Below are 10,967 nucleotides of genomic sequence, written 5' to 3'. Positions count from 1 at the left end.
TTCGATGATATCAACTAACCAAACTTCTACAATACCATTAGCTGCATAAAGGGGAATTTTGATATCTCGATCATATTCAAAACTACTATCTGCAACTTCTATTAATAAAAATACATCCGATGGTTGAGGATGTGCAGATTCATAAAAATCTGCACGGGGTTTAAGTAATGCTATGTCTGGTTGCGGTTCGGAAAAATTATCTAAAGTTATGGGGTTTTGAGAATCAACTATTGCTAATGAAAGCAACAATTGAGACAATGTACTAATTACTCTTCTTACACAACTTGCGTGTTTTCTTCCTATTGGTGACATTTCAATAATTTCTCCGTTAATTAATTCTACTCTATCATCTTCTGTTAAAATTCCTGCTGCATTCATTTGATGATATTGTTCAACTGTGAAACGTCTGGTTAATAGTTTAGTAGACATAGTTCACTCTCTTTGTTGATGCTATTAGTTAATTATAGCATTTTTGTGTGTTTGATGAAATAGATACCCGACTCATTTAATAATTCAGGTATCTGGAAAGGTTTTGATTTTGCTGAAAGCTGATTACTGATTACTGATAGCTAAATGCTTACAAATAATCAAAAAAGATTTCTGGGACTAATCTTAGTTCTCCTGATTTAAACTTCTCAATTTCTACCCATAAAGCACGATGTTTCTTTTCTGGTGTTTCGGAAAAGGTTAAACTTTCAATTTGGTAAAATTTCGGATCTGCAAAGTCGCATTGATAAAGTTGGATGATTTCATGTCCTTGTTTACCATCGAATATAAACAGGTTTTCGATACAACTTAAATAACGAATGTTGGTTAAATCAGCTTGTATTTCTTCTTGAAATTCTCGTTCCAATGCTATGCGACTGGTTTCACCAAATTCTACTCCTCCACCTAAAGCACGATAAAATGTTGATTGCTTGGTCGGATCATATCCTTCAGAAACAAAGATTCTGTCACCGTCTTTAATTAATGCTAAAACTATGACTCTAATTTCACCTGGTTGATTCATTGTTGTGAGTAATTGTTGTTATTTGAATGATTAATTATCGTAAAGGGAATAAGCGCGAGTTTCACTATCTTCTACTGGCCAATCTTCATTTTCACCACCTAAATATAATGCTTCTATGGTGACGTATTCTTCACTTAATTGAGATAGTGCGTTGATGAGAATATCTAAGGCGATCGCATCACTTGTTCCTAAATCAAACCAGCATCTTCCCCATTTTCCTTCATATTCAAATTCACCCATGTTGTGCATTAAAGCTAACATACTTTGATCATAACCTTGGTTATCATAATCCATGTAGCTTAAATCCAAACCAGTTTCTTGAACTTGCAAGTTTTCAGCGTTGAACCCTCCTAGTTTACCCAAATAAAACCAAGAGTTAAATACTTCTTCTACATATTGTTTTTCTTGTTGGGAAGGAATGGTACTAAATTTGATCCAGAACCAAACGTCAAAGGGATTAAATTCGCGGAATTGAATGTACATTTTTGGTGATTGGTGATTGGTGATTGGTGATTGGTGATTGGTGATTGGTGATTGGTGATTGGTGATTGGGAAAGAGAATAAATAATTATCTGTTCCCTGTTCCCTGTTCCCTGTTCCCTTCTTTCCTAATGACTAAATCATCATATATTATTGAGTCGGTTTTTAGCCTGGTTGCGTTCGGATTCAATTTGTTTGACTAGACTAGCAGGAAGTTGGGATTTTTTGGTTAACGCTTTCTCAAAATATGCGATCGCTTCTTTAACCACATTCTGACTTTTTTCCTTGTTACCTTGTAAATACAGTATTTGCGCTTTGAGATAATAAATTTCTGGGTTATCAGAGGTGTTTTTCAAAGCACGATCCACATATTTTAATGCTTGGGGATATTTTTTCAAATCCCGATACGCTAAAGCAATACCCCTATCTACTAAATATCCAGGTGCTGCATTTTGTTCCAGTTGTTCAATCGCTTGATCAGGACTAATGAAAGGCAAATTAACGGCTAACATTAAGTTCATATAGCCTTTAATTAAATTTAACTCTGGATCATTGGCATTAATGGCTTCTGCTCTATCTAAATATTCATACACTCTTGTTAACCTAGTAAATGCCTTTGATGCACCATTAACCGTACCTTCACGGGTAATAATGACAGCACCTTCTAAAAAATTGCCTACTCCAGTGTATAAATTGCCACGTAATTGGTTAGTAGCAATCAATTTTTGTCCAGCTTCTAAAGTCTTTTTGCTGTACTTTTCCAATCCTACTAAATCTTGATTAGTATAAGCTAAAGATGCTTTTAAAGCATAAGCTAAAGGTTCATCGGGTTCATCAGCGATCGCTTTTTTCAGGTGATCCTCTGCAACAGGATAATTTCCTTGTTGGAAAATCGCTTTAAACGCTGCTTCCGTGCGATCGCCAATTTTATGAGGTTCACTACTGCGAAATGGATCACCCGCTAATGAGGGATTTACCCACAAATTTAAGATTAACGTAGTAGCAAAAGCAACTTTAGAAACCAGAGGAAATCCTAAAAAATGTGTAGACATAATAAAACACAGAATTATTACGGTTGAACTTGTCTTATGTATTACTTAAAATCAAAAAATGCTTAACCAAAAAACGCTTCTGTCTTAGCAAAAAAATCCAAAAAAATCCAATTTATCTAGACTATTGAAAATTCATCAGGTTTCCTCGCTGATTGTAGCGATTTTTTTTTGTGTAATTCTGTCAAAATAGAAAAAGTTGAATGTTTGTTGCTGCTGGATCAGGTTTTGGTTACGTAACTTTGCTTTTAGTCCATCAGTTGTTCGCTGACTATCTGGTAATTTTAACAAATGCTTTATCTCAGAAATCTAACTTATCACCCCACAGCTTGTCCCACAGCAATTCTTAAATCTATTAACCTGGAATTACCACCACAGCAGCTAGGTTTAGTCATAGGTCCTAGTGGTTCTGGTAAAAGCACCTTATTAGAAATTTTATCAGGATTAGTTGAACCTACCTCCGGTGCTGCATTTTGGAGAGAACAACCACTAATCTCAGAACAACTGCAACAATTAGCGGGAATTGTCTTTCAATTTCCCGAAAGGCACTTTTGCGGTGGTACAATTTTGGAAGAATTGCGTTTAGGACATCCCGAATTAGGTACAGAACGAGTTCATCAAGCACTCAGAGAAGTAGGATTAGATCATTTATCATTTTCTACCTCACCCCATGCTTTAAGCGGTGGACAACAAAGACGTTTAGCTTTAGCAGTTCAATTAATTCGCCAACCAAATTTATTATTATTAGATGAACCTACAGCCGGTTTAGATTGGTCTATTCGTCGTCAATTAATAAATTTATTAGCAAAATTGAAAAAAGATTGGACTTTATTAGTTGTTACACATGATGCAGGGGATATGTTACCAATAGCGGACAGTTGTTGGACTTTAAATCATGGTGTTTTGGAATCTGTTGATCCTAAAACTTTAGAAAAGAAAATTGCAGAAACAGTTGGGAAGTGAAACATTTGAATTAAAACTTAAAAAGTTTCACGCAGAGTCGCAGAGAAGAACGCAAAGATTTTGAGATAATTAATTGAGTGAATATGAGTTTAGAGTCCGTCTTTAGTTTACTTGAAATGGTGGAAGTTTGGCAAGAAACGTTAAATTGGCAACCAACAAATGACCAACAAAATCAATTACAAAAACTCTATGAATTGGTTATTGAAGCTAATCATTATGTGAATTTAACGCGCATTACTGAAGCGTCAGAATTTTGGGAAAAACATCTTTGGGATTCGTTAAGGGGAGTTGCACCAAAACAGCATTTTATTGATTCTCTTCATCCAGGTGCATCCGTAATTGATATTGGTACTGGTGCTGGTTTTCCTGGTTTACCAATTTCGATTATTTTCCCTAATTCTCAGGTGACTTTGTTAGATTCTACTCGCAAAAAAATTAATTTTATTGACTCTGTTTTAACGGATCTTGCTCTTATCAATGCGAAAACAATTGTCGGGAGGGTGGAAGAAATTGGACAGGAAGGTAAACATAGAGAAAATTATGATTTAGCTGTGATTCGTGCAGTGGGTAGTGTTTCTGCTTGTGCTGAATATAGTTTACCTTTAGTGAAAAAAGGTGGTTTAGCAGTTATTTATCGGGGAAGTTGGACAAAGGAAGAAAATCAAAGTTTAGAAAATGCGGTATATCATTTAGGGGGAGAAGTTGAATTGATTGATGAGTTTACCACTCCTTTAAGTAATAGTATTCGTCATTGTTTATATTTAAGGAAGGTAAAACATACACCTGTGAGTTTTCCTCGTCCTGTGGGTATACCAACACAAAAACCTTTGTAAATTAGGTAATGGGTAATTGGTGATTGGTGATTGGTGATTGGTAATTGGTTGTGTTTATAAATCAATTACCAATTATGAATTATGAATTATTATGAATTACGAATTACTCTATTTTACTTGCATCTGCAAACCGTTGATTAATTTCATCCCAGTTAACCACATTCCACCAAGCATCTAAATATTCAGGACGACGATTTTGATATTTTAAATAATAAGCGTGTTCCCAAACATCATTACCAAAAATGGGATATTTACCTTCCATTAAAGGACTATCTTGATTTGCAGTAGTTGTAATTTCTAACTTACCATTTTTATTGCGAACTAACCAAACCCAACCGCTACCAAAACGACCAGCACCAGCTTCATTAAACTGCTTTTTGAAATCTGCGAAACTGCCAAAATTATCATTAATTGCAGTTGCTATTTCTCCAGTCGGTTCACCACCACCATTAGGTTTCATGATTTTCCAGAACATTGAATGGTTAACATGACCACCACCATTATTTCTGACTGTAGTTCTAATATCTGCGGGGACATTATCCAGATTTTGCAGTAGTTGTTCAACAGTTTTGTTTTTCAGTTCTGGGTATTTGTCCAAAGCTTTATTTAAGTTATTCACATAAGCTGCATGATGTTTATCGTGATGAAACTGCATTGTTCTTGCATCAATATGTGGTTCTAGTGCGTCGTAAGCGTAGGGTAAAGGAGGTAGTTCAATAGTTGATGTTCTGGGGGTTGATGTTTCCGCAGAAGCGCAACTATCGAGAAGAAAAGCACCCGCACTAGCACCCAGTAAAACCAAGAAATGACGACGATTTAAACTCATAAGTCTTTTTGCAGTTGGTAGATTTGCACACTGTTTTAGATCATAACTGCAAAAATTACAAGAATCTCCTCAAATTGCTTTTGCTTTTGCAGGGTTGCACACCTTAGATGAAATGACCGCAGATTATTTTCATCCCTTTTTTGGGAGTGTGATTAATATTCCTGTGCCTTTTCTCAGTCGTGGTGCAACTAGTCACATTCTAGCTAACCCAGCTATTGAAGATTTTTTATTAGACTACACACCAGAAGGACTAGATAAAATTTATGATTTAACCCACGGACAACCTTATTTAGTGCAGTTAGTAGGTTTTCATTTAGTGCGATTATATAATGATTTTGTCTTTGAACAAAGAAGAAACCGCGACCCAGTTTTTACAGTGGAAGATGTAGACGCAGTTGTGAATGAACCGGATTTTTTTACCGGAGGTAGGAATTATTTTCATGGTGTGTGGAGTCAAGCTGGGGAAAATGGTAATACTGAACAAGTAATTTTAAGTCATCTGGCAAAATCTCCCCAAGGGTTAAGTTTAAATGATTTGGTTGAGTTGACGGGAATAGATGAAGGTAATTTACAGACAGCTTTAGATACTTTAACCCGTCATGATGTGATTGCAGAAAATCAGGGAAGATGGAGAATTATTGTCGAGTTATTTCGGCGTTGGGTTGAAAAATCACATCCTTTAAATTTAGAATCCTAAAATCACACTTAAATACTATCAGGGTCTACACCCAAAGCCTTTAATTTTTCTGCTAATAATTGAGCGCGAACTTCTGCATTTTCAGCGCGTTCTTCTGCTATTTTCGCACGTTCATCACCAGTTAGTAAAACATTACCATTTTGATCACACCAACGCAACCAAGAATCATTTCTACCTTCAAATTCTCCATTCCATAATGTTACACCCAAACCAATATCTTCTAACCATTTATCTGTAGTTTCTACGTAACGTCTACCTTGAATAGAATAAATTCTTAAAACTTCTGCTCCTAAATTTTGATGTGGGTCATATACAATATAGTAAGAAACTCGCATTTTTTCATAAATTTGCAGTTTTTTATCTAGTTCTTCACCTTCTCGATTTGATACAATTTCAATGACAACTTCTGGTGATTTACCGAATTTCCAAACTAGATAACAACGATTTTGTTTTTCCCACCAGTTTTCAGGAGTTTTCACATCAAAACTGACAAATATATCAGGAACTATGGCAGGTTCACCATAAGTATGATAAACACCTACATTAGCTGCTGCTAAAAAAATCTGATTTTGTAAAGAACTGTAAAGGGAACCGACTAAAAGGCGTTGTTGTTTTTCAGATGCGAGATTATCCACAGGTGTATCATCTTCAGTGACTAGCAAGTTGGCATCTGGTACATCACAATTATCAATTTCACTATTGATTAGAAGTTGCTCAATCATGATTGTATCTACTAGTTGAGATATGGAATTATAACACTTTACTTGAGATTTTAATAACAATCTAAACTCAAACTAAATCCTGGTAATATCTCTTCACCTAATAATTCTGTGGGTAAATTTCTCAATTCCACATCTTTTCCTAAACGATAAATTTCTACTTGTTGTTGTTGCGGATTTATTAACCATCCCAGTTTTACCCCTGCATTCATATATTCTTGCATTTTCTGACGCAGAGTTTCTAAACTATCTGTTACTGACCTTAATTCAATGACAAAATCTGGTGCAATAGGGGGAAATTTTCGTTTTTGTTCAGGTGTTAATGCTTCCCAACGTTCTTTTTTAATCCAAGCTGCATCAGGAGAGCGATCGCCCCCATTTGGTAATTTAAATATAGTGGAAGAACTAAAAGTATAACCGAGTTTTGTTTGCCGATTCCAAATACCTAAATCTATAATAAATTCTGCTTCTCTATTTCCGCTTTCTCCTCCCACTGGTGGCATAATAATTAATTCTCCAGTTGCAGTGCGTTCAAATTGCAAATCACTGTTTTTTTGACATAGTTGATAAAACTGTTCATCGGTTAAATTAACATTGTCTAGGTTGAGTTTTAAAGGACTGATAACCATAAAAAATCACCTATTTAAATACTAATTTGATCGTTTTTATACTACTTTTAAATCTTAATTTTCTTTCTTAACCCAATAATTCATTAACCGCAATATTAAACCCTTTTAGTACAGTTTGAGTCCTCACTACTTCACCAGCAATAAACACAAGACGTTGATTTTTAGTAATTACAATAATCCACTGATTTTCAGTAAAGACTAACCAAACTTCCTCACTTCCTGATTGCAAATATTCTTGAGATTTAGCAATCATATCTTCTGCTAAATCTGTAGAAGAAATAATTTCTACTACGAGGGGAAAACTTTGAGGTAAAACAGCAGGTTCACCAAACTGCTGCATCAACTCTGGAGTAAGATAAGCAACATCAGAACGACGACCTTGTTGATGAGTGCGACAGGGTGCTTCTGTATAAACTTCTCCACCTTGTTCACTAGAATCTTTGTAATTTCTCCAGTAAGTAGCTAGTTTTGCTTGTACCCGACTGTGTTTCAATGTCACTTCTTCTTTCTCCAATAATTCCCCATTTACCCATTCTGTACCTTCTGGGGAACTTTGCATCCAATCTTCTAAGGAATACTTTTTTAATACATCTTCTTTAATTGGTGTCATTACCATAATTATCTATTCTCCTTTTCAACACAGATATTATTGATATTATGACTATATATTGCTGCTGATAATCAAGTAGTGGCTGATAAAATTCTTGACCAAATAGAGGAAAAAAGTCAACTTTTGGCAAAAAATCCTGATATTGGTCAAGCAAGACCTGATATTGCTCCAGAAATGCGTTATTTTCCTGTTGGAAGCTACTTAATTCTTTACCGTGAAATCGAAGATGGTATAGAGGTTGTGCGTGTTGTACATGGTGCAAGAAATTTACCTGATGTATTTAGTTAGGAATAATCAACGATTGTCTATAAATGTTGGGTTTCGTTCCTCAACCCAACCTACAGAATTTTATTTTTTGGGCTTCATGGAAAAGTATTGAATCCTGTTCATCCTTAAATCCTGGACATCCTGATTCTGACAAACAGGACGGGAAAAACCCGCCCCTTTAGTTAATAGAAATTAACCGCAATTAACCGAAATGTTTGATAATTGCCTCAGCAAATTCAGAACATTTCAAAGGTTCTACAGGTGGTTCAATTAACCGCGCTAAGTCATAAGTAACTTCACCATTAGCTATGGCTGCACCTAGACCTTTTTTAATCAAATCTGCGGCTTCTTGCCAACCCATATATTCTAGCATCATGACACCGGAAAGAATCACAGATCCGGGGTTAATTTTATCTAAACCGGCGTGTTTTGGTGCTGTTCCATGGGTAGCTTCAAAAACGGCGCAGGAATCGCCAATGTTTGCTCCTGGTCCCATACCTAAACCACCGACAATAGCAGCAGCAGCATCGGATAAATAATCACCGTTAAGGTTCATTGTAGCCAGAATAGAATACTCATCTGGGCGGGTTTGAATTTGTTGGAAAATGCTGTCAGCAATGCGATCATTTACCATGATTTTCTCTTTCCATTTCCCATCACCATGACTTGTCCAAATTGAGTTCAGAACTGTTTCCACTTCTTTAACAATTTGTGCTTTTTTCTCTGGTGTTAAAGCATCAAAACCAGGATCGATCATTCTGGCGTTTTCTTCTAAGGAAATGTTAGGGTTTTTCTCCTTATTTCCTAAGATCCAAGACTCTCTTTCTGTGACTGTTTCGTTACGAAATTCGGTGGTTGCTAATTCATAACCCCAATCTCTAAAAGCGCCTTCGGTGTATTTCATGATGTTGCCTTTATGCACCAATGTTACTTGTTGCTTGGCCTTGGGCAGTTGTAAAGCGTGCTTGATGGCGCGTCTAACTAAACGTTGTGAACCGCTTTTACTAATGGGTTTAATTCCTATACCTGCATCCAGGGGAATTTGCTTTTTACCGTGTTCTGGAGTAGCGGGGATAAGTTCATTGTTGAGAATGGAAATGAGGCGATCGCCTATTTCACTACCTTGTTTCCATTCAATCCCCAAATAAATATCTTCCGTATTTTCCCGGTAAACAATCACATCCAATTTTTCCGGGTTTTTGTGTGGGGAAGGAGTTCCTGCATAGTAACGACAAGGACGCACACAGGCATAAAGGTCAAAAATTTGACGTAATGCCACATTTAAAGACCGAATCCCACCACCTACCGGAGTAGTCAAAGGTCCTTTAATTGCAACGCCATATTCTTTAATAGCGGTGAGAGTATCTTGGGGTAAATACTGGTAAGTGCCGTATAAATCACAAGCTTCATCACCAGCATAAACCTTAAACCAGCTAATTTTTCTTTTGCCGTTGTATGCTTTTGCTACCGCAGCATCAAGCACCTTTTCTGTAGCTGGCCAAATATCAATACCTGTGCCATCACCACGAATAAAGGGAATAATAGGATTGTCAGGAACAACGGGTTCACCATTTTTGAAGGTAATTTTTTCGCCAGTTGTCGGGGGGGTAATCTTGTCGTACATAGTTAACACATTCCAAATAGAATAATTTCAAGGAGTTACAGGAGGCAGGAGGCAGGAGGCAGAAGGTAGAAGGCAGGAGGCAGGAGGCAGGAGGCAGGAGGCAGAAGGTAGAAGGCAGAAGGCAGGAGGCAGAATAAATTTTTCTCCCTATTCCCTATTCCCTATTCCCTATTCCCTGTTTTTTGACTTTTGATTTTTAATTTTCCTCCCTTACTTCCCCTGCTTACCCTGCCCTTTCTTTGAGGCGCAGATCATCCCCTGCTTTACCTGGTAAATTATTGGTAGCTCAGACGTAGATTGCAGTTAAACCGGCGCTACTTTGTCCGGTCAAAAATAGTAAACTACTTTTCGCTATCTGTGCTTCATTTTGTAGAATGCCCAATAGCTGATTCGTTTGTTCACTGAAACGCTAACACGAGTAATGGCATGACAGACCCAATGATTGTATCAGGCACTGCTAATGACATCGACTCCCTGCGCCAAAAGTTAATCGCTGGGTCCGAAAAAGTCCAACAACAAATCATCCCACAATTAGCTAACTTGGGTAATGAGGGTTTAGATGTGTTGCAGGAATTTTTGTTGAAACGTCGTGACACTCCAGCAACTTGGATTGATGGTAAAGCTTACCAAGTCATCTACAATTCTGATGCACCTACGGCTAAGGAATTTCTAGAAACTCACTTTCCTGAAGGAATTGTACCTCTAAAATCAGATCGTGGGATCAGTTACAATTCTTTGCAAGAATTACTCATCAAGCAGGAGTTTCAAGCTGCTGACCTGCTGACAATTCAAAAAATGTGCGAAATGGCAGGACCCCAAGCAGTACAAAGAAAATGGTTGTATTTTACTGAAGTGGAAAATTTCCCCATCAAAGATCTACAAACAATTAATCATCTTTGGGTTGTCTACTCCGAAGGTAAGTTTGGTTTTTCTGTACAGCGAGAAATTTGGTTGGGGGTGGGTAGAAACTGGGAAACTTTATGGCCAAAAATCGGCTGGAAGGATGGCAATAAATGGACTCGCTACCCCAACGAGTTTACCTGGGATTTAAGCGCCCCTAGAGGTCATCTACCCCTTTCTAACCAACTGCGCGGGGTGCGGGTAATGGCTTCTCTTTTATCTCATCCTGCGTGGGGTTAGGTGACAGGTGACGGGTGACAGGTGACAGGGAAGAGGCAGGGGAGGCAGGGGGAGCATGGGAAGATTAATAACCCAATGCCCAATGCCCAATGCCCAATGCCCAATGCCCAATGCCCAATGC

The 10,967-nt window shown here is 37.3% G+C and carries 14 protein-coding genes; 5 read left to right on the top strand and 9 right to left on the bottom strand.

All coding sequences use genetic code 11. From position 1 onward, the window contains the following. The 4 genes from PN497_RS06450 to PN497_RS06435 all read right to left on the bottom strand — a co-directional run. The coding region (locus tag PN497_RS06450; RefSeq protein WP_272109808.1) for a Uma2 family endonuclease at nucleotides 1-429 on the bottom strand (429 nt) is incomplete at its 3' end. 148 nt (nucleotides 430-577) lie between these two features. Then, entirely contained in the window at nucleotides 578-1,009 is a 432-nt protein-coding gene (locus tag PN497_RS06445) for an NUDIX hydrolase (RefSeq protein WP_096571926.1), read from the bottom strand. A gap of 30 nt (nucleotides 1,010-1,039) precedes the next feature. Then, nucleotides 1,040-1,492 carry a DUF3531 family protein gene (locus PN497_RS06440; protein ID WP_096571927.1) on the bottom strand — a complete coding sequence of 151 codons (453 nt, stop codon included), beginning with the start codon at nucleotides 1,490-1,492 and terminating at the stop codon, nucleotides 1,040-1,042. Nucleotides 1,493-1,632: 140 nt separating this feature from the next. Beyond that, nucleotides 1,633-2,541 (bottom strand): Sll0314/Alr1548 family TPR repeat-containing protein, encoded by a 909-nt coding sequence (locus PN497_RS06435; RefSeq protein WP_096571928.1) that lies wholly within the window; start codon nucleotides 2,539-2,541, stop codon nucleotides 1,633-1,635. Between the two features lie 288 nt (nucleotides 2,542-2,829). Between PN497_RS06435 and PN497_RS06430 the strand changes: the two genes are divergently transcribed. After that, nucleotides 2,830-3,501: an ABC transporter ATP-binding protein gene (locus tag PN497_RS06430; RefSeq protein WP_096571929.1), complete on the top strand. Its 672-nt coding sequence runs from the start codon at nucleotides 2,830-2,832 to the stop codon at nucleotides 3,499-3,501. 83 nt (nucleotides 3,502-3,584) lie between these two features. Next, nucleotides 3,585-4,334, top strand: a complete 750-nt coding sequence (gene rsmG / locus PN497_RS06425; RefSeq protein WP_096571930.1) for a 16S rRNA (guanine(527)-N(7))-methyltransferase RsmG — start codon at nucleotides 3,585-3,587, stop codon at nucleotides 4,332-4,334. Between the two features lie 103 nt (nucleotides 4,335-4,437). On the opposite strand, the gene PN497_RS06420 is transcribed toward rsmG, so the two are convergent. Next, nucleotides 4,438-5,160 (bottom strand): superoxide dismutase, encoded by a 723-nt coding sequence (locus PN497_RS06420; RefSeq protein ID WP_096571931.1) that lies wholly within the window; start codon nucleotides 5,158-5,160, stop codon nucleotides 4,438-4,440. A 112-nt stretch (nucleotides 5,161-5,272) separates the two neighbouring features. Between PN497_RS06420 and PN497_RS06415 the strand changes: the two genes are divergently transcribed. Then, on the top strand, nucleotides 5,273-5,857 hold the full coding sequence (locus PN497_RS06415; RefSeq protein WP_272109806.1) for an ATP-binding protein: 585 nt from the start codon (nucleotides 5,273-5,275) through the stop codon (nucleotides 5,855-5,857). 8 nt (nucleotides 5,858-5,865) lie between these two features. Here the strand turns inward: PN497_RS06415 and PN497_RS06410 are convergent, their stop codons facing one another. The 3 genes from PN497_RS06410 to PN497_RS06400 all read right to left on the bottom strand — a co-directional run bounded on the left by PN497_RS06410 (nucleotide 5,866) and on the right by PN497_RS06400 (nucleotide 7,821). Further along, nucleotides 5,866-6,579 (bottom strand): Uma2 family endonuclease, encoded by a 714-nt coding sequence (locus PN497_RS06410; RefSeq protein WP_096572848.1) that lies wholly within the window; start codon nucleotides 6,577-6,579, stop codon nucleotides 5,866-5,868. Between the two features lie 50 nt (nucleotides 6,580-6,629). Further along, nucleotides 6,630-7,205, bottom strand: coding sequence for a Uma2 family endonuclease (locus PN497_RS06405; RefSeq protein WP_096571932.1), 576 nt, complete (start codon nucleotides 7,203-7,205; stop codon nucleotides 6,630-6,632). Nucleotides 7,206-7,272: 67 nt separating this feature from the next. Beyond that, nucleotides 7,273-7,821: a Uma2 family endonuclease gene (locus tag PN497_RS06400; RefSeq protein ID WP_096571933.1), complete on the bottom strand. Its 549-nt coding sequence runs from the start codon at nucleotides 7,819-7,821 to the stop codon at nucleotides 7,273-7,275. A 51-nt stretch (nucleotides 7,822-7,872) separates the two neighbouring features. Between PN497_RS06400 and PN497_RS06395 the strand changes: the two genes are divergently transcribed. Further along, nucleotides 7,873-8,103, top strand: coding sequence for a type II toxin-antitoxin system RelE/ParE family toxin (locus PN497_RS06395; RefSeq protein WP_272109810.1), 231 nt, complete (start codon nucleotides 7,873-7,875; stop codon nucleotides 8,101-8,103). A gap of 181 nt (nucleotides 8,104-8,284) precedes the next feature. On the opposite strand, the gene PN497_RS06390 is transcribed toward PN497_RS06395, so the two are convergent. Further along, a complete protein-coding gene (locus tag PN497_RS06390) occupies nucleotides 8,285-9,706 on the bottom strand; it encodes an NADP-dependent isocitrate dehydrogenase (protein WP_096571934.1) in 1,422 nt (473 codons plus the stop codon). Between the two features lie 426 nt (nucleotides 9,707-10,132). Between PN497_RS06390 and PN497_RS06385 the strand changes: the two genes are divergently transcribed. Beyond that, nucleotides 10,133-10,846, top strand: coding sequence for a GUN4 domain-containing protein (locus PN497_RS06385; protein WP_096571935.1), 714 nt, complete (start codon nucleotides 10,133-10,135; stop codon nucleotides 10,844-10,846). The last annotated feature ends 121 nt before the right edge of the window (nucleotides 10,847-10,967 follow it).

Origin of the sequence: Sphaerospermopsis kisseleviana CS-549, from assembly GCF_028329225.1 — a bacterium.
Taxonomy (GTDB): domain Bacteria; phylum Cyanobacteriota; class Cyanobacteriia; order Cyanobacteriales; family Nostocaceae; genus Sphaerospermopsis; species Sphaerospermopsis kisseleviana.
Note: the sequence above shows the minus strand (reverse complement) of the source record. Positions and strands in the feature narration are given on the sequence as shown.